The organism is Klenkia sesuvii (assembly GCF_037083825.1).
Lineage (GTDB): Bacteria > Actinomycetota > Actinomycetes > Mycobacteriales > Geodermatophilaceae > Klenkia > Klenkia sesuvii.
In genome coordinates, this window is sequence record NZ_JBAPLU010000001.1 from 320,868 (window position 1) to 345,043 (window position 24,176).

Genomic DNA, 24,176 nt, shown 5'->3' on the forward strand with positions numbered 1-24,176 from the left:
TCGCAGGGTCCGGCGCGGCAAGATCGACCGGCATGGACCGCAGGACGGCGCTCGGGGTGGTGCTCCTCGTGGCCGGCGTCGCGCTGGCGCTGCTGACCGGCGAGGGCGCCTGGCGGGTGCCGGTGGTGGCGGCGCTGACCGTCCCCGGCGCCTACCTGGCACTGGGCCGGCACCTGGGCGGCAACTCGGCACCCCACCCACCGGCCGACCCGCCGGTCGTCGTGCTGGACCCGGTGGTGACCGGGTGCTGGACGGCGGTCAACAGCCCGACCACCCGGGTGCCCAGCCACGGCACGCACGGCTACGCCCAGACCTGGGCGGTGGACCTGCTGGTCGACGGCGACCTCACCGCCCCGGGTGGCGCCTTCGGCCGGCCGGACGGGTTCGCCTCCTTCGGCGCGCCGGTGCGCAGCGCGGTCGACGGGGTCGTGGTCACCGCCGCGGACGGCCAGCGCGACCACCGCACCCGGCGCGGGGTGCTGGGCACGGGCTACCTGGTCGCCGAGTCCCTGGTGCGGGTGCTCGGCGGGATGACCCGGGTGACCGGCAACCACGTCGTCGTGCGGGCCGAGCCCTCCCCCGCGCCGGGCACCGACGTGCACGTGGCGGTCTGCCACCTGCGCCGCGGCAGCGTCGCCGTCGAGCCCGGCCAGCGGGTGCGCGCCGGTGACGAGCTGGGCCGGTGCGGCAACAGCGGCAACACCACGCAGCCGCACGTGCACCTGCAGGCCATGACCGGCCCCGACCCGCGCCGGTCGACCGGCCTGCCGTTCCGGGTCCGCACCGCCCACGGGGACGTCGACCTGCCCCCGACCGGGGAGAGCCTCACCTTCTGAGCCCGGGCCGGGGACACTGGCGGGGTGAGCTTCATCTTCGGCGGGGTGCGCGGGCGGGAGGACCCCGAGCTCGCGGCCGGCAACCGGCGCACCAGGGCGCACTTCGCGCGCGACGTCGGCGACGAGCGGGCCCTGGCCGACGACCGGCCCACCATCCGGCGCGGCAACCACTGGGTGTGGCTGGCCGTCGCGGTCGTCGTCCTGGCCGTGCTGGGCTTCACCTCCTCGCGCGGGGCCGACGAGGTCCCGCTGGCCGCGAACTGCACGACGCCGGCGATCGGGGTCTCCTCCAGCCAGGTGACGGCCGGCACGACGATGCACGTGCGGCTGGCCGGGCCCGACGGCACGCCCTACGTCGTTACCGTCGACGGCGAGCCGGTGCGCGGTGACGCCGGGTCGACGGTGGAGTACGTGCAGACACCGGCCGGGCCCGCGCTGCAGCTCACCCAGTGCCTGTCCCCCGGCCTGGCCCTGGCCGCTCCGGCCGGCGACGGGGCGCACGAGGTCGCCGTCCTGGCCGTCTCCCCCGACGGCACCGCCCGCCAGGTGGCCACCACGACCATCCAGGTGTCGGGCACGCCCTGACCGCGCCCGGGCTGCCCCGCCGCGGTGCCCGGACCCGGACCCGACGAGTCCCCACGTCCAGCCGCCCGGCCGGCCCGGACCGGACGGGTAGAAAGCCCTCGTGCTGCTGCATCTGCGGGTCACCTGCCCGACCGACCGCACCGCCGCCGTGCGCGAGCTGTTCACCGGCGACGCGGGCACCGCGCACCTCGCGGTGCTCCCCGGCGGGTCGCTGGTCCCACCCGGCGACGTGTTCCTGGCCGACGTCGCCCGGGAGTCCGCCGACGGGCTGGTCCGCGGGCTGCGGGAGCTCGGGGTTGACCGGGACGGCGGCATCGCGCTGGAGAGCGTGGACACCGCGGTCTCGCGCAGCGCCGAGCTCGCCGAGGAACGCGCCCCCGGCGACGGCGCCGACGCCGTGGTGTGGGAGCAGGTCGTGCGCACCACCGACGCCGACAGCTCGCTGTCGGTCGCCTACGTCGCCTTCCTGACCATCGCCACCCTGCTGGCGTCCGTGGCCATCGTGAACGACTCGGCCATCCTGGTCATCGGCGCGATGGTGCTGGGCCCCGAGTTCGCGCCGATCGCCGCGCTCGCGGTCGCCGTCGTCCACGGCCGCCGGTCAGTCGCCCGCCGCGCCGCAGTGGCCCTGGCGGTCGGCTTCGCGATCGCCGTCGCGGTCACCACGCTGGCCGCGCTCGCCGGCCGCGCGGCCGGGTGGTACGGCACCGAGCTGCTGTCGGCCGACCGCCCGGCCACCGGGTTCATCACCCAGCCCGACCGCTGGTCGCTGGTGGTGGCCGTCCTGGCCGGCATCGCCGGCGTGCTCTCACTGACCTCGGCCAAGTCCGGCGCCCTGGTGGGCGTGTTCATCTCGGTGACCACGGTGCCGGCGGCCGGGGACATGGCACTGTCCCTGGCGCTGGGCGGCGGGGCCGAGCTCGGCGAGGCGGCCACCCAGCTGGGCATCAACCTGGCGGGCATCCTGCTCGCCGCGCTGGCCACCCTCGCCGTCCAGCGGGCCGTGTGGCGGCGGGTGCCCGGCTCGCTGCCCCGGGCGGTCGGCGGCGCGCGCCGCTGACCGGGTTCCTGCGTCCACGGCCCCGGACGCGACGTCGCGTGCCACCATGTCGCCCGTGGTCGTCCCGGCGCAGGTCTCCGCCTCGCCCGGCGACCTGCTCCAGCACGTCCGCACCGGCCGGGCCCGCAGCCGGGCCGAGCTGGTCGCGCTGACCGGCGCCTCGCGCAACACCATCAGCAGCCGGGTCGACCAGCTGATCGCGGCCAACCTGCTGGCCGAGGGCGGTCGCGGGTGGAGCACCGGCGGGCGTCCGCCCACCCTCCTGCAGTTCAACGCCGGGGCCGGGTGCGTGCTGGCCGTCGACCTGGGTGTCACCAGCGTCGACGTCGCGGTCACCGACCTCTCGGCGCGGGTGCTGGCCACCGCCGGGCACCCGATCGACATCGCCGAGGGCCCGGACGCCGTGCTCGCCGAGGCGGTGCGGCTGTGCGGCGAGGTGCTGGCCACCGCCGGGCTGGCCGACGCCGACGTGCGCGCGGTGGGGGTGGGCGTGCCCGGGCCGGTGGAGTTCTCGACCGGGCGGCCCTCGCACCCGCCGATCATGCCCGGGTGGCACGACCACCCCATCCCCGAGGCGTTCGGCCGGTGGCCGGTACCGGTGGTCGTGGACAACGACGTGAACGTGATGGCCCTGGGCGAGATGGGCGTCGGCGGGGGCGACCAGGACGTGCTGGTGGTCAAGGTCGGCACCGGCGTGGGCTGCGGGGTCGTCGTCGAGGGCCGGGTCTACCGCGGGGCGCAGGGCTCGGCCGGCGACATCGGGCACATCCACGTGCCGCTGGCCGACGGCCGCAGCGTGCTGTGCCGGTGCGGCAACACCAACTGCCTGGAGGCGCTGGCCAGCGGCGCGTCGCTGCTGCGCGACGCCGTGGCCGCCGGCCTGCCGGTGAGCAGCACGCGCGACGTCGTCGGGCTGGCCGCGCACGGGGACGGACCGGCCCTGGAACTCGTGCGCGAGGCCGGGCGGACCATCGGCACCGTGCTGGCCGCCCTGGTCAACTTCTTCAACCCGCACCGCATCGTGGTCACGGGGGGGATCGCCCAGGCCGGCCTCCCCCTGCTGTCGGGCATCCGCGAGTCGGTGTACGCCCGGGCGATGCCGCTGGCCGCCCGCACCCTGGACATCTCGATCAGCGAGGCGCCGGAGCTCTCCGGGCGGGTGGGTGCCGCGCTCATGGCCATCGAGGGCTACCTGGCACGGGTGCGCGAGACGTTCCGCTAGAGCGGCCCATCTCGTTTCGGTAACGCTTGGCGGCGAGCTGGGTCACAGCAGGGCATCACGCCATATGTTCCCACCGCAACGCACTAATGCTCAGTGGTGAGCATAAGTGGGAGAGGCGGTGGGATGAACGGCGCTCTGCTGGAGATGCGGGGGATCGTCAAGACCTTCCCCGGGGTGCGCGCCCTGGGCGGGGTGGACCTCGACGTCCGGGCCGGCGAGGTGCACTGCCTGCTCGGCCAGAACGGGGCCGGCAAGTCGACCCTCATCAAGGTCCTGGCCGGGGCGCACCAGCCCGACGAGGGCGAGATCCGCTGGCAGGGCGAGCGCGTGCGGCTCACCGACCCCCAGGCCGCCATGCGGCTGGGCATCGCCACGATCTACCAGGAGCTCGACCTGGTCGACGGCCTCTCGGTCGCCGACAACGTGTTCCTCGGCCGCGAGCGCTCGCGGTTCGGCCTCAGCCGGCCGGCCGCCGCCCAGCGGGCGACCGGCGCGCTGCTCGAGCGGCTCGGCCACCCCGAGATCCGCCCCGGCACCGAGGTCGGCGCGCTGTCGGCGGCCAGCCAGCAGATGGTCAGCATGGCCCGCGCCCTCTCCCAGGACGCACGGCTCATCGTCATGGACGAGCCCTCCGCGGTGCTGGACAACGAGGAGGTCGAGCGGCTGTTCGCCGTCGTCCGCGACCTGACCGCCGACGGCGTCGCCGTCGTCTACATCTCCCACCGGCTCGAGGAGATCCGCCAGGTCGGCGACCGGATCACCGTCATCAAGGACGGCGCCACGGTGGCCACCGGGCTGCCCGCCCAGGAGACCCCCACCCGCGAGGTCATCTCGCTGATGACCGGCCGCGCCATCGAGTACGTCTTCCCGCAGCGCGCCGGGCGCTCGGCGACCACCGCGCCGCCGCTGCTGGAGGTCGACCACGTCACCGTCCCCGGCCACGTCGAGGACGTCTCCTTCACCGTGGCGCCCGGGGAGATCCTGGGCCTGGCCGGGCTCGTCGGCTCCGGCCGCTCGGAGGTGCTGGAGGCCGTCTACGGCGCCCGCCGACCCGCCACCGGCCAGGTGCGGGTGGACGGCGCGCGGCTGCGCCCCGGTGACGTCGCCTCCGCGGTCGCCGCCGGCGTCGGGCTGGCCCCCGAGGAGCGCAAGAGCCAGGCCCTGCTGCTCGGCGACCCGATCTACCGCAACATCACGCTCTCGAGCCTGGCCCGCTTCGCCCGCGGCGGCTTCCTCTCCGTGCGCGGGGAGAAGCAGGCGGCACGCGAGCAGACCGAGGCGCTGGACCTGCGCCCGGTCGACGTCGACCGCGAGGTGCGCACGCTCTCGGGCGGCAACCAGCAGAAGGTCGTGCTGGCCCGCTGGCTGCTGCGCGACTGCCGGGTGCTGCTGCTCGACGAGCCCACCCGCGGCGTGGACGTCGGGGCCCGGTCGGAGATCTACGCGCTCATCCGGGCGCTGGCCGACCGCGGCGTCGCCGTCGTCGTCGTCAGCAGCGAGATCCCCGAGGTGCTGGGCCTGGCCGACCGGGTCCTCGTGCTGGCGGAGGGCCGCGTGCTGGCCGACCGGCCGGCCGACGCGCTGGACGAGCACCAGGTCCTCGACCTGGTCATGCAGGGCACCCCCACCCACACCACCGAGGACGACGCGGCATGAGCACCCCGACCACCAAGGCCCCCCCGGCCACCGACGCACGCCCCCGGCGGACCACCGCGGGCGGTCTCCTGTCCGGCCCGGCCGGCCGCAACATGGGCCTGGTCATCGCCCTGGTCATCCTGTGCGTCGTCGGCATCGTCACTGCGGGTGACCGGTTCGCCAGCACCGACAACCTGCTCACCATCCTGCGGCTGGCCGCCGTCACCGGCGTCGTCAGCGTCGGCATGACCTTCGTGATCATCGGCGGGGGCATCGACCTGTCGGTCGGCGCCCTGGTCGCCCTCTCGTCGGTCTGGGCCACCACGCTGGCCACCCAGGCGCTGGCCCAGGACACCCACTGGGTCCTCATGGTCGGCACCGCCCTGCTGGTCGGCGGCGTGGCCGGGCTGGTCAACGGCGTCGTGATCGCCTACGGCAAGCTCGTCGCCTTCATCGCCACCCTGGCGATGCTCGCCGCCGCCCGCGGCCTGGCCGAGATCATCGCCAACCGGCGCACCCAGATCGTGCAGGACCAGGACTTCCTGCGGTTCTTCGCCGGCTCCCCGCTCGGCGTCCCGACGCTGGTCTGGATCTTCGCGCTCGTCGCCGTCCTCGGGTGGGTGCTGCTCAACCGGACGACGTTCGGCCGGCGCACCTTCGCCGTCGGCGGCAACGCCGAGGCCGCCCGCCTGGCCGGCATCCGGGTGCAGCGGCACACCGTCGCCCTATACGTGCTGTCGGGCATCACCTGCGGCATCGCCGCCGTCATGCTCATGGCCCGCACCACGACCGGCAGCTCCACCCACGGCACGCTGCTCGAGCTCGACGCGATCGCCGCGGTGGTCATCGGCGGCACCCTGCTCGTCGGGGGGCGCGGCACGATCGTCGGCACCGTCCTCGGCGTCCTCATCTTCACGGCGCTGAGCAACGTGTTCACGCTGAACAACCTCTCCAGCTCCGCCCAGGCCGTCGCCAAGGGCGTGATCATCGTCGCCGCCGTCCTGCTCCAGCAGCGGGTCGCCGCCGGCCGCCGGCAGCGCCGCTCCCCGAAGGCCGTGCCGCCCACCGCCGCCGAGGGCGGCCCCGCCGGGGCCAGCCCCGGCGTCCCCGCTCCCTGATCCCCCTCCCCACCGCTCCACCCACCCCCCACGAGGAGAACCCGCATGTCCGCACGGCACCGTCGCCTGTTGACCACCTCCGTCGCCGTCGTCGGCGCCGCTGCCCTGGTCACCGGCTGCACCGGCAACACCCCCGAGGCGAGCTCCGGCAGCGGAGGCGGCAACAACGCCGCCAGCTCGAACGACGAGACCGGGGAGACCGTCGTCATCGGCTTCTCGGCCCCCGCCGCCGACCACGGCTGGATGGCCCAGATCACCGCAGCCGCCCAGGCCGAGGCCGACCGCTACGAGGACGTCGAGCTGCGCGTCGCCGAGGGCACCAACGACGTCAGCGCGCAGATCAGCCAGGTCGAGACCTTCATCAACGACGGGGTCGACGCGATCGTGCTGCTGCCCTTCGACGGCGCGGCCATGACCCCGATCGCGCTGGAGGCCATGCAGGCCGGCATCCCGGTCATCAACGTCGACCGCGAGTTCAGCGACCCGAACGCCGCCCGGGTGACCGTGCTGGGGGACAACTACGGCATGGGCATCTCGGCCGGGCAGTACGTCTGCTCGCAGCTGGGCGACCAGCCCGACGCCGTCGTGGCCGAGGTGGCCGGCATCGACTCCCTGCCGCTGACCCAGGACCGCAGCCAGGGCTTCGCCGACGCGCTCGCCGAGTGCGGCCTGGACGTCGACAACCGGGTCGCCGCGGAGTTCACCGTGGAGTCCGGCGAGGAGGTCACGGCCAACCTGCTGCAGGCCGCCCCGCAGATCGACGCCATCTGGAACCACGACGACGACCAGGGCATCGGCGTGCTGGCCGCGATCACCAACGCCGGCCGCGACGAGTTCTTCATGGTCGGCGGCGCCGGCTCGGCCAACGCCATGCGCAGCATCCAGGCCGGCGACTCGGTGCTGCAGGCCACCGTCATCTACCCGGCCAGCCAGGCCGCCGACGGCGTCCGGCTGGCCCGCCTGCTCGCCCAGGACAAGGGCCTGTCCGACCTGACCGACGTCGAGGTGCCGCGCCAGATCACCCTGTCGGCCCCGGTCGTGACCGCCGACAACGTCGACCAGTACATCGACGCGGCGTTCGAGTCCTGAGCCCCTGCCGGGGGGGGGGGGGCCCCCCCCCCCCCCCCCCCCCCGACCGCACCGCACCCCACCTGACCCTCCCCCGCCGTGCGCGGGCCATCACCGAGGAGAACCCCGTGTCGATCGACCCCGACGCCCGGCCCGCCACCAGCACCCCTCTCACCAGCACCCCCGCCGCCGGTGCGCACAGCGCGCCGTCCGCCACCCCCGCGACCGCGAACCGCCGCGACGTCGTCGCCGCCGAGAAGGAGCGCGCCGGCGGGGTCAAGATCGGTTCGGCCTTCTTCGGCTGGCTCACCGCCACCGGCATGTCCGTGCTGCTCATCGCCCTGGTCGCCGCTGCCGGCGCCGCCGTCGGGCTGGCCACCGACACCTCGCTGGCCGAGGCCGCCGACCGCGCCGCCACCGACCCCTCGACCGTCGGCTGGGCGGGCGGCATCGCGCTGCTGGTCATCCTGTTCCTCGCCTACTACAGCGGCGGCTACGTGGCCGGGCGCATGGCCCGCTTCCACGGCGTGCGCCAGGGCATCGCCGTCTGGGGCATCGCGGTCGTCGTCGCCGTCGTCGTGGCGGTGCTGGCCGCGGTCGCCGGTGACCAGTACGACGTGCTCGGCCAGCTCAACGCCTTCCCCCGCCTGCCGCTCAACGAGGGCGACCTGACCACCACCTCGGTCGTCGTGGCCGTGGTCGTCGCCGGCGTGGCCCTCGTCGGGGCGATGCTGGGCGGCCTGGCCGGCATGCGCTTCCACCGCAAGGTCGACCGCGCCGGGCTCGGCGACTGACCTCCGCACCGCTCCACCGGCCCGACCCGTCACCCGACGGGTCGGGCCGGTGGCGTCTCAGGACCGGAAGTTGGCCCGGATGCGCCGCAGCAGGAACTCCCCGGCGGTGATCGGCTCGTGGCTGCCGCCCGGCGGCGTGATGACGGCGTCCTTGTCGGCCTGGGCGAAGAACGCGATCGAGTACCGCGGCGCCAGGGAGTCCCCCCGGGCCGGGGCGGCCACCCGGTGGAAGTTCGACGGCAGCCTGCCGTCGGACCACCGCTCCAGCATGTCGCCCACGTTGCAGGTGATCGCGTCGTCGGTGGCCGGCACCGGCGTCCAGGCGTACCCGGCGGCCGAGGGCGTCGCCGCCTCCGAGCCGGGGAGCACCTGCAGTCCGTCCTGCCCGGTCCGCTGGAACAGCAGGGTCAGGCAGTCGACGTCGGTGAGGGCACCGGCTCGCCAGGTCCCGGGGGAGTCCAGCAGCTCCTCGGGGTAGGCCATGTAGTGGATCAGCCGCAGGGTCGACTGGTACTGCGGGCTGGTCGGGTCGTGCACCGTGGCGAAGAAGTCGCGCGGGAACCCGAGCACGTCGGCGAAGCACGAGAGCACGAGCACCGCGACCTCCCGGCACCGGGCCTCGAGGGCCAGCACCGTGTCGCGGAACCCGGCCACCTCGTCCTCGTCGGGCCACAGCCCGGCCATGTGCGGGCGGGTGAGCTGCCAGGACTCCTTCTGGTCGGGCGTGCCCACCGACGGCCGGGTCTGCGACGCGAACTCGTAGCCGGCGTTGAGCCCCTTCTTCAACGGGTACCGCGCCTTGACCTCCGCCGGCAGGGCGAAGAACGCCTCGGAGGCCGCGAAGGCCGCGTCGACCTCCGCCGCGGTGAGGCCGTGGTCGACCAGCTGGAAGAAGCCGATGTCGGTGGCCGCGGCCCACAGCTGCTCGGTGATCGCGCCCCGGCGGGCGCCCGGGTCGGCGAGCGAGATGCGCCGGATCTCCCGGTCGGTGCTCAGGGTGCCCGGCGCGCCCATGCGGGCCTCGCGGTCGAGCTCGGTCAGGGTCGGTGCGCTCATCGTGGTGTCCCCCGAGGGGTGGCCGCACGGCAGCTGCCGCGGCTCTGCGACGAGCAGACCCGGCCGCGCGCCCCGGGGCAAGGTCGGTGCGCAGGACGTAACGCACCTTCCACACGGCGCCGAGGGCACCCGCGCCCGGACGCCGACCGTCGCCGCCGACCGCACGGACCGGTCTGGTTGGGTGGACGACGAGCGCCGGGGAACCCCCGGCCCGTGACGCGAGAAGGAGCCCCCGTGGCCGAGCTGACCCGCCCCGACGTCGAGCCCCCCACCGGCCCGGCCCCCGACGACCTGGTGATCGAGGACCTCGTGGTCGGCGACGGCGACGAGGCCACGGTCGGCAAGCGGGTGTCCGCGCACTACGTCGGGGTCACCCACGACACCGGCGAGCAGTTCGACGCGTCGTGGGACCGCGGCGACGCGCTGGAGTTCCAGCTCGGCGTCGGCATGGTCATCGCCGGCTGGGACGAGGGCATCGCCGGCATGAAGGTGGGTGGCCGCCGCCGGCTGACCATCCCGCCGCACAAGGCCTACGGCGACCGCGGCGCCGGCGGCGTCATCAAGCCCGGTGCGACCCTGGTCTTCGTCGTCGACCTGGTCGGCGTCCGCTGACCCAGCACCCCCCGCTCGGCCCGGCCGGCCACGCGTTCGCCTCGCGGGTGCACCAGCTGGCCGGGTCCAGCCCGTACACCGTCGTCCCCGCCGAGGGCGGGTTCGACGTCGTGCTCGACGCCGTCGACGCGCAGTGGACGACCCTGGCGATGCGCCGCGGTCTGCGGCGGACCGTCACCCACCAGGTGCGCCTCGACGAGACCGCGCGGACGTGCACGATCAACGACCGCACGATGAGGATCGAGTGGGCGGTCGGGGCGCAGCTCGGCACGCGGCCCAGGTTCGTGCTGCGGGGTTCGGCGGAGATGACCTCCGGGCGGGCCATCGGCTTCGCGAAGGGGCGGGAGTACGGGCTGCGCGACGACGGCACCCTCGGTGTGGCGGCCGGCTGGGACTTCTCCCTCGGCGAGGGCCGGGAGCTGGTCCGCTGGGCTGCCCGCGAGCAGGGCTGGTCGGAGTCGCTGCCCCGCAACGCCACCATCGGCCTCTGGGTCGCCGGGGTGACGGTCGGGCTGCTGCTGGTCGCCGGCCTCGTGGTCGGCCTGCTGGCCCTGCTCGAGCGGCTCTAGCCGAACGTGTGGTGCATGGCCTCGGGGTCGGCGCAGGGGATGCCCAGGTGGTCCAGCATGCCGGGCATCCTGGCCCGGGAACACCGGCGGGTCCAGGGCTGTTGGGCCGCTCGTGAAGGTGGAGATCTGGTCCGACGTCGTCTGTCCGTGGTGCTACATCGGCAAGCGCCGGTTCGAGACCGCACTGTCGAGGTTCGCGCACGCCGACCAGGTCGAGGTCGTCTGGCGCAGCTTCCAGCTCGACCCCTCCGTCCCCGAGGGCGACGTGCACCCCACGCTGCCCGCGCTGGCCCGCACGTACGGTCGCAGCGAGGCCGAGATGCGCGAGCAGATGACCTCGCTCGACGCGCTCGCCCTGCGGGAGGGCCTGCACTACGACCTCGCGAACGGCGTCAGCGGCAACACCCTGCTCGCGCACCAGCTCCTCCACCTCGCCGCCGAGCAGGGGAAGCAGGACGCGATGAAGGAGCGCCTCCTGCACGCCCACTTCGAGGAGCACGCGTCGGTGTTCGACGTCGACGCCCTGGTGCCGCTGGCCGTCGAGGTCGGGCTGGACGCCGACGAGGTGCGCGCCGCGCTGGCCGACCGGCGCTTCCTGCCCGCCGTGCACGACGACATCGCCACGGCACGGGCGCTCGGGGCGACCGGCGTGCCCTTCTTCGTCGTCGACCGCACCTACGGCGCCGCCGGCGCGCAGGACCCCGACGTCCTGCTCCAGCTGCTCGAGCGCGCCTGGGCCGCCAACCACCCGCTGACCACCGTCGCCCCGGCGGCCGGCTGCGAGGGTGACAGCTGCACCGTGTGACCTAGGGTCGGCGGCATGGAGGGTTCGCGTGGGTTCCGCATCTCCGACGCCGACCGGGAGCGGGCCGCGCAGCGGCTGCACACCGCGATGGCCGAGGGGCGGATCAGCTTCGCCGAGCTCGACGAGCGGCTGGCCGTGGTCTACGCCGCCCGCTACGCCGAGGAGCTCGAGCCCCCGCTGGCGGACCTGCCGCCCGAGCACCCGGCCGCGTCCGGCCTGGCGGTCCGGCCCCCGTCCACCCCGGCACCGGCCGCGGCGCCGACTGCGTGGCAGCCCGCGCCGCCGACCGGGCCGGCGCCGGTCGTGCTGAAGTCGGGCATGGGCGACGTCAAGCGCAACGGCGCCTGGCAGGTGCCGCCCGTGCTCGAGGTGCAGAGCACCATGGGCAACGCCGTCCTGGACTTCACCCGGGCCCTGCTGCCCCAGCAGGTGGTCGAGCTCCGGCTCAAGCTCGGCGCCGGCACGGCCAAGCTGCTCCTCCCCGACGGTGCCACCGCCGACGTCGACGGCGTGGCGGCCGGCATGGGCAGCGTGAAGTGCAAGGTGCCCGCCGGTCCGCAGCCCGGCCAGCTGCACCTTGTGGTGCGCGGCAAGGTGTCGATGGGCGACGTCGTCGTCCGCTACCCCTACGAGATCGGCCGCTTCCGCTTCTGAGCTGCGGGTAGGGCACGGCCGTGCTGAACCACGCCGACCCCTTCCCCGACCGGCCCGGCCCGGTCGTCGTCCTGCTGCCGGCCTTCCCGCTCGACCACCGCCTGTGGGACGACGTCGCCGCCCTGCTGCCCGCCCCGCTGCGGCCGGTCGCGGTCGACCTCCCCGGCCTGGGCTCCCCGGTCCGCGGCGAACCGTCGCTGCAGCTCGCGGCCGACGGGGTGGTCGAGCTGCTGGACCACCTCGGGGTCGAGCGCGCCGTCGTCGCCGGGTTGTCCACCGGCGGCTACGTGGCGGCGCTGCTGGCCGGCCGCGCCCCGCACCGGGTGGCGGGGCTGGCGCTGTGCGACACCACCACCGAGGTCGGCCCGCCCGACGTCCCGGCCGACCGGCTGACCGCGGCCGACGACCTCCAGCAGCACGGCATCGAGGTCGTGCTCGACTCCGTCGCCGAGGGCCTGGGCCCGCACGCCGGGCCCGACCTGGCCGCCCGGGTGGAGGCGATGGTCCGGTCGCAGGACCCGGACGCCGTCGCCTGGGTCTGCCGGGCGCTGGCGGCCCGGTCCGACACCTCCGAGGGCGTGGCCGCGTTCCCCGGGCCGGTCCTGCTGCTGTTCGGGGAGCACGACACCCCCACCCCGCCCGCGCAGCGGCTGGCCGAGCTGCAGCGGCTGCGCTCCGACGCCGCGGCCGTCGTCGTCCCGGGGTCGGGGCACCTGACCGCGCTGGAGGCCCCGGCCGCCGTCGCCGACGCCCTGACCGGCCTGGCTCGGCGGGCAGTGGCATAAGACGTCCCATACGTCTTGCCCAGTGGTAGACGTCATGTACGTCTCGGCTGTTCTGGACCGCGCGCCGGCGCTAGCCTCCATGGATCGCACCCGCCGGGCGGGTGCCGAGCACCACCGCCGGTGCGAGCTCCGCAGCGGCGGGATCAGAGGATGGAGACACCCTGTGACGTCCGTGGCCACCCCCGGTCTGGAGAACGCCCCCACCACCCACGCGCGCCTGCTGGCCTGGGTGGCCGAGATGGTGGAGCTGACGACCCCGGACCGCGTGGTGTGGGTGGACGGCAGCGACGAGGAGTACACCCGCCTCACCGACCAGCTGGTGGAGGCCGGCACCTTCACCCGCCTCGAGGCCAAGCCGCACTCGTTCCTGGCCCAGTCCGACCCCAGCGACGTCGCCCGGGTCGAGGACCGCACCTTCATCTGCTCGGTCGACGAGGCCGACGCCGGTCCCACCAACAACTGGATGGAACCGGCCGAGATGAAGGCCGTCATGACCGAGCTGTACCGCGGGTGCATGCGCGGTCGCACGATGTACGTCATCCCGTTCTGCATGGGTCCCATCGAGGCCGAGTCGCCCATGTTCGGCGTCGAGATCACCGACTCCGAGTACGTCGTGGTCTCCATGCGGGTCATGGCCCGCATCGGCACCAAGGCCCTGGAGGCCATGGGCACCGACCGCCCGTTCGTGCCGGCCATGCACTCCCTGGGTGCCCCGTTGGAGCCTGGCCAGGCCGACGTCCCGTGGCCGTGCAGCTCGACCAAGTACATCGTCCAGTTCCCCGAGGAGCGGATGATCTGGTCCTACGGCTCGGGCTACGGCGGCAACGCGCTGCTGGGCAAGAAGTGCTACTCGCTGCGCATCGCCTCGGTCATGGCCCGTGACGAGGGCTGGCTCGCCGAGCACATGCTGATCCTCAAGCTGACCAACCCCGAGGGGAAGGTGCACTACATCGCCGCAGCCTTCCCCAGCGCCTGCGGCAAGACGAACCTGGCGATGCTCGAGCCCACCATCCCGGGCTGGAAGGTCGAGACCCTCGGCGACGACATCGCCTGGATGCGGTTCGGCGAGGACGGCCGGCTCTACGCGCTCAACCCCGAGTTCGGCCTGTTCGGCGTCGCGCCGGGCACCGGGTGGGACACCAACCCCAACGCGATGCGCGCCATCGACCAGGGCAACTCGGTGTTCACCAACGTCGCGCTCACCGACGACGGCGACGTCTGGTGGGAGGGCATGACCGAGCAGCCGCCGGCCCACCTCACCGACTGGAAGGGCCGCGACTGGACGCCGGACTCCGACGAGCCCTCCAGCCACCCGAACAGCCGGTTCTGCACCCCGATCACGCAGTGCCCGATCCTGGCGCCGGAGTACGACGACCCGAAGGGCGTGCCGATCTCGGCCATCCTGTTCGGCGGGCGCCGCAAGACCACCATCCCGCTGGTCACCCAGGCCCGGGACTGGAACCACGGCGTGTTCATGGGGGCGACCCTGTCCTCCGAGACGACCGCGGCGGCCACCGGCGCGGTCGGCGTGGTGCGGCGGGACCCCTTCGCGATGCTCCCGTTCATCGGCTACAACGCCGGTGACTACTTCAACCACTGGGTCGAGACCGGCAAGTCGGCCGACGCCACCAAGCTCCCGTCGATCTTCTACGTGAACTGGTTCCGCCGCGACGCCGACGGCGGCTTCCTGTGGCCGGGCTTCGGGGAGAACTCCCGCGTGCTCAAGTGGGTCGTCGAGCGGCTCGAGGGCACCGCGGCCGCCGTCGAGACCCCGGTCGGGCACGTGCCCACCGTCGACGCCCTCGACGTCGAGGGCCTGGGCATGACCCGCGAGCAGGTCGAGGCCGCGCTCGCGGTGCAGCCCGAGGAGTGGCGCGCGGAGGTCCCGCAGATCACCGAGTGGTTCGACAAGTTCGGCGACAAGCTGCCCACGACGATGTGGGACGAGCTGGAGATCCTCAAGAGCCGACTGGCCTGACGGCACCCCGCCGCGGGGTGCGCAGGGCGACGACACCTCGCTCTCCGCACTCCGCGCCGGCGGGTGTCCGGTTACGTTGGGCAGCATGAGGCACCTGTTCGGTCTCGTGCTGGGCGTCGTCCTGGCCGCGGTCGCGTCCGCGGTCCTGCTCTTCGGCATCGGGGAGACGGTCGCGGACGTGGGCTTCCAGGCCCGGGTGAGCACCACCGGGTTCACGCTGCTCTGCGCCGCCGGCGTGCTGTTCGGCCTGCTGGCCGCGCTGCGCCGGCTCTCGCCGCTCGCCCCGCTGGGAGGCGGCCTGCTGCTGCTCGCCGCGGGCATCGGCGCGTGGGTGCGCCCCTCCTACTACCTCGACGTGCGCACCGGGGTCGACCAGCTGCAGGCCGGGCTGCCCGTCGTGCTCGAGCTGGGCATCGCCCTGCTGCTGGGCTCGCTGCTGGTGGTGGTCGGTCTGCTGCCCGGCGGGCGACGCCGGGCGCGCCGGGAGGACCGCGACGACCGGGAGGACGACGGCTTCACCGCCGTCCCCACCAGCCAGCCGCAGGCCTGGCGGTCGCCGGAGCCCACCACCAACGCCTACCCGGCGGCCGAGACGTACCAGCGGCCACCCCTGCCGCCGTCCTGACCCCGCCGTCCTGACCCAGCCGCCCTGGTCCGGCTGGTCGGCGTCGCTCCCGTCCCCCCGCCGGAGGCCATCCCCTCGTGCCCAACCCGTACCTGCAGGTGTTGCGGACGCCGCACGCCCTGCCGATGGTGGCGTCGGCCTTCATCGGGCGGTTGCCGCTGTCGATGATCGGGCTGGGCAGCGTGCTGCTGGTGCAGGACTACACCGGTTCCTACGCCCTCGGCGGGGGCGTCGCCGCGGCCGGGGCGGTGGCCACCGCGATCAGCGGACCGGTGCTGGGCCGGCTGGCCGACACGGTGGGCCAGCGGCGGGTGCTGCTGCCCCTGCTGGTGGTGTTCGTGCTCGCCGGGTTCGGCTTCCTCTTCTCGGTGCGCGAGAGCTGGCCGCTGTGGGTCGTGTTCACCACCGCCGCGGTCGCCGGGGCCTGCATCCCGCCGGTCGGCTCGATGATCCGGGTGCGCTGGACCTACCTGCTGCGCGGCACCCCCCGCCTGCCCACGGCGCTGGCCATGGAGTCGGTGGTCGACGAGTTCGTCTTCATCGTCGGCCCGGTGCTGGTCACCTTCCTGTCCACCACGGGGCACACCACCTCGGGCGTGGTCACCGCGTTCGCGCTCGCGGTCGTGGGCAGCCTGGCCTTCGCCGCCCAGGGCCGCACCGAGCCCCCCGCGCACGGGCACGAGAGCCGGCAGGGGCCCTCGGCCATGCGGACGGCGGGTCTGCGGGTGCTGTTCGTCGTGGGCCTGGCGGTGGGCACGGTGCTCGGCACGCTGGAGATCGCGCTGGTCGCCTTCGCCGACGAGGTGGGTGCCAAGTCCTACTCCGGGGTGCTCATCGCCGCGCTCGCGATCGGCTCGATGGTGTCGGGCATCGGCTGGGGCACCGTGCACTTCTCCTCGCCGGTGCGCCGACGGCTGGCCGTCGTGCTGCCGGCCTTCGTCGTCCTCAGCCTGCCGCTGGTGCTGGTGGACGACCTCTGGCTGATGATCCCGTTCACCGTCCTCGCCGGGCTGGCCGTCTCCCCCTCCCTGATCAGCGCCTTCACCCTGGCGGAGGTGCTCGTGCCGCGTGCGGTGGTCACCGAGGCCTTCACCTGGATCGGCACCGCCCTGGCCATCGGCGTGGCGCTCGGCGCCTCGGTGGCCGGCAAGGTCGTCGACGCCGCCGGCGCCAACCGCGCGTTCCTGGTGGCCACCACGGCCGCCCTCCTGGCCGGGGTGGTCGTGGCGGCGTTCCAGCGGCTGCTGGTGGTGCCCGCCGAGCACGCCGGGGACCCCGCCCTGGCCCGCTGAGGCGGACATCTGCACCATTCCGGTGCGGTTGCTTGCGCCCGGGGGCTCCCTGTGGTTCCTTCTCCGGCGTGACGTACTTGCTCGAGCTGCACCGGAGGTCCGCCGTGGATCTGCTGCGTGTCGCCAGCGCGCTCTGTCCGGGCTGCTGACCCCCCGCGCCCCGACCGTCACCCCGCCGCGAGGACGCCTCGTCCCGCCGCGCCCGCACTCCCGGAGACACCGCATGACCACCGTGCTGCCCCCTGCCCCGACCACGGCGCCCGCCGGTGCGGCCGCCCTGGCGGTGGCCCTCGCCGTCCGCACCGACCTGTGGGCCCACCGCGTCGAGTACCGCGAGGAGTCCCGCTGGACCTCGCTGCTCGACCCCGCCGACGTCGCCGACGCCCTCGACCCGTCGCTGCACGCCGAGCTGCACGCCGCCCAGGTGTGGCTGCTCTCCTGGCTGCCCGGTCAGGGCACCCCCCTGCACGACCACGGCGCCTCGGCCGGTGCCTTCGCGGTGGCCCGGGGTGGGCTCACCGAGCGCGTCGTGGCCCGCGGCGCCGGGCGCGCCCCGCACCAGAGCACCACCGACCTCGCGGCCGGGCGGGTGCGCTACTTCGGCGCCCACTACGTGCACCAGGTGGTCAACACGCTGCACGAGCCGGCGGTGAGCCTGCACGTCTACGCACCGCGCCTGACGCTCATGAACACCTACCGCATCGACGACGGCGGCCTGGTCCGCACCGGCACCGAGCGGGCCGGGGTGGACTGGTGACCGCCGTCCTCGAGCCGGTCACCCGGCCGGTGCCCGTGCGCCCGCCCGGTGCGGTCTCGGTCGACGAGCTGCTGGCCGGTGCCCGGTCCCGCATCGAGCGGGTCACCCCGCAGCAGGCCGCGGCCCGCGTCGCCGGCGGCGCCGTCCTGGTCGACATCCGACCGGCGGCCCAGCGCAACCGGGAGGGCTGGGTGGCCGGCGCCACCGTCGTGGAGCGCAACGTGCTCGAGTGGCGGTTCGACCCGGCCAGCGACGCCCGGCTGCCCGAGGCCACGGGTTACGACGTCGACGTCGTCGTCCTCTGCTCGGAGGGGTACACCTCCAGCCTCGCCGCCGACGCGCTGCGCTCGCTGGGGCTGGCCACCGCCACCGACGTGGTGGGCGGCTTCCACGCCTGGGTCGCGGCGGGCCTGCCGCACATCCCGGGCCACGGCACCCGGGCATGAGACCCGCCCGGTCCGCGGGCCCGACGGAGGGGTGCGCGGGCCGGGCGCCGTCCCGGGCGGGGGTGGTCGCCGGCTCGACCTGCAGCCGCCCGGGGTGTGCCTCGACAATGCATCCGTGACGACACCCGACCTGGTCACCGCCCTGCGTGCGGTGCTGGCCGGGGACCCCGGGCACGGTGCCCTCGAGGTGGTGCACCAGCCGGTCGTCGGGGTGGCCGCCGGGACCCCGCTGGGTGCCGAGGCGCTGGTGCGCTGGCACCACCCGCGGTGGGGCACGCTGCCGCCGGAGTCGTTCGTGCCGGTCGCCGAGCGGGCCGGCCTGGGCCTGCAGCTGGACACCCACGTGCTCCGCGGGGCGCTGGGCCAGGTGGCGGCCTGGGACGCCGACGGGGTGCGCGTGCACCGGGTCGGGGTCAACCTGGGCCGCACGAGCCTGCACTCCCCGGCGCTGGTCGACCTCGTCCGGCAGGCCTGCGACCTCGCGGGCGCCCTGCCCGACCGGCTGGTGGTGGAGGTGGTCGAGCAGCACGAGCTCACCCTCACCCCGGCCCGCCTGGCCGGCCTGCAGGCCCTCGCCGACGCCGACGTCACGCTGGCCCTCGACGACTTCGGGGCCGGCTACGCGCGGGTGGGGTTGCTGGCCCAGCTGCCCTTCGGCGTCCTCAAGGTCGACCGGTCGTTGCTGCCCGGCCCGCACCGCGCCGCGGCGCCGTCGGCACCGGAGGCCCGGCGGGTGCTGGCCGGGGTGGTCGCCCTGGCCGGCGCCCTCGGGCTGGAGGTCACCGTGGAGGGCGTGGAGACCGCGGCGCACCACGCGCTGGTGACCGGCCTGGGGGTGCCGCACGCGCAGGGCTGGTTCTACGCCCCCGCCATGCCCGCCGACGTGTTCGCCGACTGGTGGCGGGCGCGGGTCGCCACGGTGGCCACCGCCGGCTGACCCGGGGGTGGCAGGGTGGCCCGGTGACCAGGACGCGGGCGGCTGCCGGCGGGGGGCGGGTCGTGCTCGTCCCACCCGAGCGGGTGGAGCGGTGGCTGGACAACGCCGCGGCCCGGCACGGTGCGTTCACCGACGTCGTGGCCGATGCCGTCGGCGTGACGGTGACCTGTGCCGACGGCGAGCTGCTGCGCCTGGTCCCGCCCTTCGGCTGGGACGGCGCCGGTCCGGCCGCCCTCACCCGGCTCGGCGCGGCGGCCCGCACCCGGCACCGGGTGGCCGTGCTGCTGGTGCGCCGCGGGCGCTGGGCCGTGGGCGTGTTCGACGGCCCCGACCTGGTCGTCTCCAAGGTCGACAGCCGCCTCGTGCAGGGCCGCACGGCCGCGGGCGGGTGGTCGCAGCAGCGCTTCGCGCGACGGCGGGGCCACCAGACCGACGCGGTGGTCGAGCACGCGGTGGGGACCGCCGTCCGGGTGCTCGGCCCGTACGCCGCGTCGTGCGCGGCGCTGGTCACCGGGGGCGACCGGGGCCTGGTGGACGACGTGCTCGCCGACCCCGGTCTCAGCGGCCTGGCCGCGCTGCGCCGGCTGGACCCGGTCGAGGTGGGGGAGCCCACCAAGGAGGTGCTGCTGGCCACGCCGGCGCAGTTCCGCGCCGTCCGGGTCCACCTGCCCGGGGCTCAGCGTTGATCAGGGGGGTGCACGACGTTCTGTCCCCCTCCACCAGACCTGGTGGAGGGGGACAGAGCTCTGTGCACCCCCCTGATCGAAGCTGCGGGGCTAGAGGAGCTCGAGGATGGTGGCGTTGGCCTGGCCGCCGCCCTCGCACATGGTCTGCAGGCCGTACCGGATCCCGTTGTCGCGCATGTGGTGGACCATCGTGGTCATGATGCGCGCGCCCGAGGCGCCCAGCGGGTGACCCAGGGCGATGGCCCCGCCGACCGGGTTGAGCACCTTCTCGTCGGCGCCGATCTCGGCCAGCCAGGCCAGCGGCACCGAGGCGAAGGCCTCGTTGACCTCGAAGACGCCGATCTCGTCGAGCCGCAGGCCCGAGCGGTCGAGCACCTTCTTGGTGGCCGGGATGGGCGCGGTGAGCATGATGACCGGGTCGTCGGCGGCCAGCGCCACGCTGTGCACCCGGGCGATGGGGGTCATGCCCAGCTCGGTGGCCTTCTCGCTGGTCATCATGAGCAGGGCGGCGGAGCCGTCGGAGATCTGGCTGGCGTTGCCGGCGGAGACGACGCCGTCGGCCTGGAACGGGGTCTTGAGGCCGGCGAGGGCCTCGACGGTGCCGCCGCGGCGCACGCCCTCGTCGGCGGCGACCCGGCCCTCCGGGGCGTCGACGGGGGCGAGCTGGGCGTCGAAGCGGCCCTCGTCCTGGGCGGCGGCGGCCCGCTCGTGCGAGCGCAGCGCGAACTCGTCGAGCTGGGTGCGCGACAGGCCCCACCGGGCAGCGATCATCTCCGCGCCGATGCCCTGGTTGGGGCTCACGCCGTCGTAGCGGGCCATGAACTGCGGGCCCATCGGGTCCTGGCTGCCGCGCGAGGAGCCCATCGGCACCCGGGACATCGACTCGATGCCGCCGGCGACGACGACGTCGTAGTGCCCGGCGACCAGCCCGGCGGCGGCGAAGTGCACGGCCTGCTGCGACGAGCCGCACTGCCGGTCGACGGTGGTGCCGGGGACCGACTCGGGCCAGCCGGCGGCCAGGACGGCGGTGCGGCCGATGTCGAAGGTCTGCTCACCGCTCTGCGAGACGCAGCCCCACACGACGTCGTCGACCAGGGCGGGGTCGAGACCCGAGCGGGTGGCCAGGGTGGACAGCACGTGGGCGGACAGGTCGGCCGGGTGGACGCCGGACAGGCCGCCGTTGCGCTTCCCGACCGGGGTGCGCACGGCCTCGACGATGACTGCGTCGCGCATCCGGCGACTCCTCTCGTGGGGCGCCGGCTCCGCTGCCGACGCTGGGCGGTCAGTCCTGACTGTAGCGGGGTGCAGCCGGTCGCAGGGGATGACCGGCCGGTTCCTCGGCCGACGGGGTTGCGCCACCACGACCCGGGTAGGGCTGCTGCGGACGCACAACCGCCGACCTCCCGTCCAGCCGTGGGCCGGAGCGGGTCGTGCCGGGCCGTCCCGCGAACCCCCTGGAAGGGGGCACCCATGAAGGCCGTCGTCTACCGCGGTCCCAAGTCCGTCGCCGTCGAGGACCGCCCCGACCCGACGATCCAGTCGCCCACCGACGCGGTGATCAGGCTGACCACCACCAACATCTGCGGTTCCGACCTGCACATGTACGAGGGCCGCACGTCGGTCGAGGAGGGCAAGGTCCTCGGCCACGAGAACATGGGCGTCGTCGAGGCCGTCGGGGACGGCGTCGACCGGATCCGGGTCGGCGACCGGGTCTCCGTCCCGTTCAACATCGCCTGCGGGACCTGCCGGAACTGCCAGACCGGCTGGACGTCGTTCTGCCTGCGGGCCAACCCCACCGAGGGGATGGACGGCGCGGCCTACGGCTACGCCAACATGGGCCCCTACGACGGCGGCCAGGCCGAGTTCCTGCGCGTGCCCTGGGCCGACGTCAACCTGCTCACGCTCCCCGAGGGCACCGAGCACGAGGACGACTTCACCATGCTGTCCGACGTGTTCCCCACCGGCTGGCACGGCGTCGAGCTGTCCGGCTTCCAGGTGGGGGACCGCGTGGCGGTGTTCGGCGGCGGCCCGGTCGGGCTGATGGCCGCGCACTCGGCGGTGATCCGGGGCGCCTCGGAGGTCTACGTGGTGGACAAGGAGCCCGACCGGTTGCGGCTCGCCGAGGGCTACGGCGCCGTCCCGGTGGACTTCTCCGCCGGCGACCCGGTCGAGCAGCTGATGCAGCTCACCGGTGGCCGCGGTGTGGACCGCGGTGTGGACGCGGTGGGTTACCAGGCGCACGACGGCACCGGCGACGAGCACCCCGAGCTGGTGCTGGACAACCTGGCCCAGGTGGTGCGCGCCACCGGTGGCCTCGGCGTGGTCGGGGTCTACATGCCCGAGGACCCCGGCGCGTCGGGCGACCTGGCGAAGGAGGGCCGCATCCCCTGGCAGTTCGGCACCTTCTTCACGAAGGGGCAGTTGATGGGCACCGGGCAGGCCCCCGTCAAGCGTTACAACCGGCAGCTGCGCGACCTGATCACCACGGGCAAGGCGAACCCCGGGGCGATCGTCAGCCACCACCTGTCGCTGGACGAGGCGGTCGAGGGCTACCAGCACTTCGACGACCGCGACCCCGGCTGGACCAAGGTGCTGCTGCACCCCGCAGGCGTCTGACCGACTCTCCCTCCACCGGTCGCCCGCCGATCGGTGGAGGGAGGTCCAGCCGGTCGGTGGATGCCGCCCGCGGGCCCGCCCCGGCGCCGGTCAGCTGAGCCGGACCTGGTCCAGCGGGCTCACCTGGGCGAGGACGTCGAAGTCCCGGTCCCGGTGGACGAGCTGTGCGCCGTGGCGGATGGCGACGGCCGCGATCACGCAGTCGACCATGCTGCGCACCGTCTCGCCCGTCGCCCGCGCGGACCGGTGCAGCGTTGCTGCGGTCCGGAAGTCGGTCTCCGGCGAGAACCTGAGGGACGGGAGGCCGTCGAGGACGCGCTCGAGCCGGTCCACCGTCCCGGACGTCGCGCCGGCGAGCAGCTCCATCACCACGGGTTCGCACACGACGACCTCCGAGGCGCGCTCACGGAGGATCGTGCGCACCTCCGCGAGTGCGGGGACGTCGGCGCCGCGCAGGTGCGTGACCCACGCCGACGAGTCGAGCAGGATCACGTGCGGGGGCCCGACCCGTCCCGCATCGCGTCGAGGTCGCCGGACCACCCGACGCCGCCGAGGGCGAGCAGGTCGTCGGCGGTGGCCGGGCTCCCGACGAGCCTGCGCAGTGCGAGGTCGACGGCGTCCTTCTTCGTCGACACGTCGAACCGGCGCATCACCTCGGCCACCAGGGCGTCGTCCAGGTCGATGTTCGTGCGACTCATACACCGATCGTACACATCAGATGTGTACAGCCGCCAGGAGGGCGACGCGGGCGGTGGTGAGGGACGGGCCGTACCAGGTGAGCTGCCGGCCGCTGACCAGCGCGGTCGCCCGGCCGGGGAAGGCTTCGGGGCCGTCGTCGGCGGTGAAGACGTAGGGCTCGTCGGGCAGCAGCACCAGCTCGGCGTCGACGTCCTCGGGCTCGGCCCCCGGGTAGCGCTCGGCGGTGACGGCGTTGGTGCAGCCCAGCCGGGCCAGCAGGTCGCCGGTGAAGGTGCGGGCGCCCACCCACATCCACGGGTCGCGCCAGATGGCCACCGCCACCCGCGGTCCGGGCGGTGGCTCCTGCGCCCACTCCTGCTCGGCCGCGGTCAGCCAGCCGGGGACCGGTACCTGCAGGACGTCGGCGAACAGCCGGTGCATCGAGGCGAATGCGCCGTCCAGGGTCTCGATCCGGGTCACCCACACCGGGACGCCGGCCTCCCGGAGCCGGCGGACGTCGAGCTCCCGGTTCTCCTCCTGGTTGGCCACCACCAGGTCCGGTTGCAGGTCGCGGACCGCGGCCAGGGAGGGGTTCTTGGTACCGCGCACCCGTGGCACGTCGAGGCCGGCCGGGTGGGTGCACCAGTCGGTCGCACCCACCAGCCGGTCCGGGACGGTGACCGCCAGCGCCTCGGTCAGCGAAGGCACCAGCGAGACGACCCTGCGCGGGGGGCGCGGGAACGGTACGGGGTGCCCCAGGTCGTCGAGGAGCACGTCAGCGGGCGTGCCGGCGCCCCCGACGCCCGCTGGGGTGCCTCTCGACCACGTCACCCGAGGTCCCCGGCGTCGGCGCGGAGCTCGCGGAGGACGTCGACCAGGTCGCGCACGCGGTCGGGGGCCAGGCCGGGGCGGGTGAACACCTCGGCGTTGAGGGCGTCGGTCGCCTTGGCCGCCAGCCGCCGTCCCTCGTCGGTGATGGAGACGACCACCACCCGGCCGTCGGACGGCGACGGCCGGCGCACCACCAGCTCGGCCGCCTCCAGCCGCTGGGCCGCGTTGGTGACCGACGCCGGGTGCACCTGCAGCAGCGCGCCGGCCCGGGTCATCGGCAGGGCCCCGGATCGGGTGAAGGAGAGCAGCTGCAGCAGCTCGTAGCGGGCGAAGGTCAGCCCGAGCGGGCGCAGCACGGCGTCCACCCGGGCCTGCACGATCGCCTGCGCCCGCATGATGGAGGTGACGGCCAGCATCCCCGGGGTGGCGTCGTCCCACCCCCGGGCGGTCCACTGCCGCCCGGCCTCGTCGATGGGGTCCATCACGCCCTCCCGGTCCGCGCTCGATGGGACATCTTGTCGGGTCGCCGAC

27 protein-coding genes are annotated in these 24,176 nt (G+C 74.7%); 21 read left to right on the forward strand and 6 right to left on the reverse strand.

Going from position 1 to position 24,176, the window contains the following annotated elements; translation table 11 throughout:
• Positions 1-32: 32 nt before the first annotated feature.
• The 8 genes from TEK04_RS01595 to TEK04_RS01630 all read left to right on the forward strand — a co-directional run bounded on the left by TEK04_RS01595 (position 33) and on the right by TEK04_RS01630 (position 8,318).
• Positions 33-836 (forward strand): peptidoglycan DD-metalloendopeptidase family protein, encoded by an 804-nt coding sequence (locus TEK04_RS01595; protein ID WP_336402546.1) that lies wholly within the window; start codon positions 33-35, stop codon positions 834-836.
• 24 nt (positions 837-860) lie between these two features.
• Positions 861-1,421, forward strand: a complete 561-nt coding sequence (locus TEK04_RS01600) for a hypothetical protein (RefSeq protein WP_336402547.1) — start codon at positions 861-863, stop codon at positions 1,419-1,421.
• A 100-nt stretch (positions 1,422-1,521) separates the two neighbouring features.
• Entirely contained in the window at positions 1,522-2,481 is a 960-nt protein-coding gene (locus TEK04_RS01605) for a DUF389 domain-containing protein (protein WP_336402548.1), read from the forward strand.
• A gap of 55 nt (positions 2,482-2,536) precedes the next feature.
• Entirely contained in the window at positions 2,537-3,703 is a 1,167-nt protein-coding gene (locus TEK04_RS01610; RefSeq protein WP_336402549.1) for an ROK family protein, read from the forward strand.
• A gap of 123 nt (positions 3,704-3,826) precedes the next feature.
• Positions 3,827-5,359, forward strand: a complete 1,533-nt coding sequence (locus TEK04_RS01615; RefSeq protein ID WP_336402550.1) for a sugar ABC transporter ATP-binding protein — start codon at positions 3,827-3,829, stop codon at positions 5,357-5,359.
• A complete protein-coding gene (locus TEK04_RS01620) occupies positions 5,356-6,456 on the forward strand; it encodes an ABC transporter permease (protein WP_336402551.1) in 1,101 nt (366 codons plus the stop codon). Before TEK04_RS01615 ends, TEK04_RS01620 begins: the two co-directional genes overlap by 4 nt.
• A gap of 69 nt (positions 6,457-6,525) precedes the next feature.
• The gene (locus TEK04_RS01625; protein ID WP_336402552.1) at positions 6,526-7,545 is read left to right on the forward strand and encodes a substrate-binding domain-containing protein; all 1,020 of its coding nucleotides are present in this window, start codon (positions 6,526-6,528) and stop codon (positions 7,543-7,545) included.
• 107 nt (positions 7,546-7,652) lie between these two features.
• Positions 7,653-8,318, forward strand: a complete 666-nt coding sequence (locus TEK04_RS01630) for a hypothetical protein (protein ID WP_336402553.1) — start codon at positions 7,653-7,655, stop codon at positions 8,316-8,318.
• 57 nt (positions 8,319-8,375) lie between these two features.
• Here TEK04_RS01630 and TEK04_RS01635 read toward each other — a convergent pair whose 3' ends face one another.
• Positions 8,376-9,374, reverse strand: a complete 999-nt coding sequence (locus TEK04_RS01635; protein ID WP_336402554.1) for a 2-oxoglutarate and iron-dependent oxygenase domain-containing protein — start codon at positions 9,372-9,374, stop codon at positions 8,376-8,378.
• A gap of 234 nt (positions 9,375-9,608) precedes the next feature.
• On the opposite strand from TEK04_RS01635, the gene TEK04_RS01640 reads away from it, so the two are divergent.
• The 12 genes from TEK04_RS01640 to TEK04_RS01695 all read left to right on the forward strand — a co-directional run bounded on the left by TEK04_RS01640 (position 9,609) and on the right by TEK04_RS01695 (position 19,520).
• Positions 9,609-9,986: an FKBP-type peptidyl-prolyl cis-trans isomerase gene (locus TEK04_RS01640; protein ID WP_092801693.1), complete on the forward strand. Its 378-nt coding sequence runs from the start codon at positions 9,609-9,611 to the stop codon at positions 9,984-9,986.
• A 47-nt stretch (positions 9,987-10,033) separates the two neighbouring features.
• A complete protein-coding gene (locus TEK04_RS01645; protein WP_336402555.1) occupies positions 10,034-10,555 on the forward strand; it encodes a hypothetical protein in 522 nt (173 codons plus the stop codon).
• Positions 10,556-10,667: 112 nt separating this feature from the next.
• Entirely contained in the window at positions 10,668-11,360 is a 693-nt protein-coding gene (locus TEK04_RS01650) for a DsbA family oxidoreductase (protein ID WP_336402556.1), read from the forward strand.
• Between the two features lie 15 nt (positions 11,361-11,375).
• A complete protein-coding gene (locus TEK04_RS01655) occupies positions 11,376-12,014 on the forward strand; it encodes a DUF1707 SHOCT-like domain-containing protein (RefSeq protein ID WP_336402557.1) in 639 nt (212 codons plus the stop codon).
• 20 nt (positions 12,015-12,034) lie between these two features.
• Positions 12,035-12,799, forward strand: a complete 765-nt coding sequence (locus tag TEK04_RS01660; RefSeq protein ID WP_336402558.1) for an alpha/beta fold hydrolase — start codon at positions 12,035-12,037, stop codon at positions 12,797-12,799.
• Positions 12,800-12,962: 163 nt separating this feature from the next.
• Positions 12,963-14,777, forward strand: a complete 1,815-nt coding sequence (locus TEK04_RS01665; protein ID WP_336402559.1) for a phosphoenolpyruvate carboxykinase (GTP) — start codon at positions 12,963-12,965, stop codon at positions 14,775-14,777.
• A gap of 85 nt (positions 14,778-14,862) precedes the next feature.
• Positions 14,863-15,402 (forward strand): hypothetical protein, encoded by a 540-nt coding sequence (locus tag TEK04_RS01670; protein WP_336402560.1) that lies wholly within the window; start codon positions 14,863-14,865, stop codon positions 15,400-15,402.
• Between the two features lie 77 nt (positions 15,403-15,479).
• Positions 15,480-16,694 carry an MFS transporter gene (locus tag TEK04_RS01675; protein ID WP_336402561.1) on the forward strand — a complete coding sequence of 405 codons (1,215 nt, stop codon included), beginning with the start codon at positions 15,480-15,482 and terminating at the stop codon, positions 16,692-16,694.
• Positions 16,695-16,917: 223 nt separating this feature from the next.
• The gene (locus TEK04_RS01680; protein ID WP_336402562.1) at positions 16,918-17,451 is read left to right on the forward strand and encodes a cysteine dioxygenase; all 534 of its coding nucleotides are present in this window, start codon (positions 16,918-16,920) and stop codon (positions 17,449-17,451) included.
• Positions 17,448-17,897, forward strand: coding sequence for a rhodanese-like domain-containing protein (locus tag TEK04_RS01685; RefSeq protein WP_336402563.1), 450 nt, complete (start codon positions 17,448-17,450; stop codon positions 17,895-17,897). Before TEK04_RS01680 ends, TEK04_RS01685 begins: the two co-directional genes overlap by 4 nt.
• A 115-nt stretch (positions 17,898-18,012) precedes the next feature.
• Complete coding sequence (locus tag TEK04_RS01690; protein ID WP_336402564.1) at positions 18,013-18,834, forward strand: EAL domain-containing protein; 822 nt, start codon at positions 18,013-18,015, stop codon at positions 18,832-18,834.
• A 23-nt stretch (positions 18,835-18,857) separates the two neighbouring features.
• Entirely contained in the window at positions 18,858-19,520 is a 663-nt protein-coding gene (locus TEK04_RS01695) for an acVLRF1 family peptidyl-tRNA hydrolase (RefSeq protein WP_336402565.1), read from the forward strand.
• Positions 19,521-19,610: 90 nt separating this feature from the next.
• On the opposite strand, the gene TEK04_RS01700 is transcribed toward TEK04_RS01695, so the two are convergent.
• Positions 19,611-20,753, reverse strand: a complete 1,143-nt coding sequence (locus TEK04_RS01700) for a thiolase family protein (protein ID WP_336402566.1) — start codon at positions 20,751-20,753, stop codon at positions 19,611-19,613.
• A 237-nt stretch (positions 20,754-20,990) separates the two neighbouring features.
• On the opposite strand from TEK04_RS01700, the gene TEK04_RS01705 reads away from it, so the two are divergent.
• Positions 20,991-22,136 (forward strand): glutathione-independent formaldehyde dehydrogenase, encoded by a 1,146-nt coding sequence (locus tag TEK04_RS01705; RefSeq protein ID WP_336402567.1) that lies wholly within the window; start codon positions 20,991-20,993, stop codon positions 22,134-22,136.
• 90 nt (positions 22,137-22,226) lie between these two features.
• On the opposite strand, the gene vapC is transcribed toward TEK04_RS01705, so the two are convergent.
• From vapC to TEK04_RS01725, 4 genes are read right to left on the reverse strand one after another with little or no spacing between them, the layout of a single operon-like run.
• A complete protein-coding gene (vapC, locus tag TEK04_RS01710; protein WP_336402568.1) occupies positions 22,227-22,628 on the reverse strand; it encodes a type II toxin-antitoxin system VapC family toxin in 402 nt (133 codons plus the stop codon).
• Complete coding sequence (locus TEK04_RS01715) at positions 22,625-22,834, reverse strand: type II toxin-antitoxin system VapB family antitoxin (protein ID WP_336402569.1); 210 nt, start codon at positions 22,832-22,834, stop codon at positions 22,625-22,627. The genes vapC and TEK04_RS01715 overlap by 4 nt, the downstream gene beginning before the upstream one ends.
• A gap of 16 nt (positions 22,835-22,850) precedes the next feature.
• On the reverse strand, positions 22,851-23,588 hold the full coding sequence (locus tag TEK04_RS01720; protein WP_336402570.1) for a helical backbone metal receptor: 738 nt from the start codon (positions 23,586-23,588) through the stop codon (positions 22,851-22,853).
• Positions 23,589-23,641: 53 nt separating this feature from the next.
• Positions 23,642-24,127 carry a MarR family winged helix-turn-helix transcriptional regulator gene (locus tag TEK04_RS01725; RefSeq protein ID WP_336402571.1) on the reverse strand — a complete coding sequence of 162 codons (486 nt, stop codon included), beginning with the start codon at positions 24,125-24,127 and terminating at the stop codon, positions 23,642-23,644.
• Between the last annotated feature and the right edge of the window lie 49 nt (positions 24,128-24,176).

Coding starts and splice junctions, on each gene's coding strand:
- TEK04_RS01700 (WP_336402566.1), bottom strand. CDS start 20,753: ATGCGCGACGCAGTCATCGTCGAGGCCGTGCGCACCCCGGTCGGGAAG.
- TEK04_RS01705 (WP_336402567.1), top strand. CDS start 20,991: ATGAAGGCCGTCGTCTACCGCGGTCCCAAGTCCGTCGCCGTCGAGGAC.
- TEK04_RS01595 (WP_336402546.1), top strand. CDS start 33: ATGGACCGCAGGACGGCGCTCGGGGTGGTGCTCCTCGTGGCCGGCGTC.
- TEK04_RS01680 (WP_336402562.1), top strand. CDS start 16,918: ATGACCACCGTGCTGCCCCCTGCCCCGACCACGGCGCCCGCCGGTGCG.
- TEK04_RS01635 (WP_336402554.1), bottom strand. CDS start 9,374: ATGAGCGCACCGACCCTGACCGAGCTCGACCGCGAGGCCCGCATGGGC.
- TEK04_RS01655 (WP_336402557.1), top strand. CDS start 11,376: ATGGAGGGTTCGCGTGGGTTCCGCATCTCCGACGCCGACCGGGAGCGG.
- TEK04_RS01725 (WP_336402571.1), bottom strand. CDS start 24,127: ATGGACCCCATCGACGAGGCCGGGCGGCAGTGGACCGCCCGGGGGTGG.
- TEK04_RS01715 (WP_336402569.1), bottom strand. CDS start 22,834: ATGAGTCGCACGAACATCGACCTGGACGACGCCCTGGTGGCCGAGGTG.
- TEK04_RS01615 (WP_336402550.1), top strand. CDS start 3,827: ATGAACGGCGCTCTGCTGGAGATGCGGGGGATCGTCAAGACCTTCCCC.
- TEK04_RS01670 (WP_336402560.1), top strand. CDS start 14,863: ATGAGGCACCTGTTCGGTCTCGTGCTGGGCGTCGTCCTGGCCGCGGTC.
- TEK04_RS01620 (WP_336402551.1), top strand. CDS start 5,356: ATGAGCACCCCGACCACCAAGGCCCCCCCGGCCACCGACGCACGCCCC.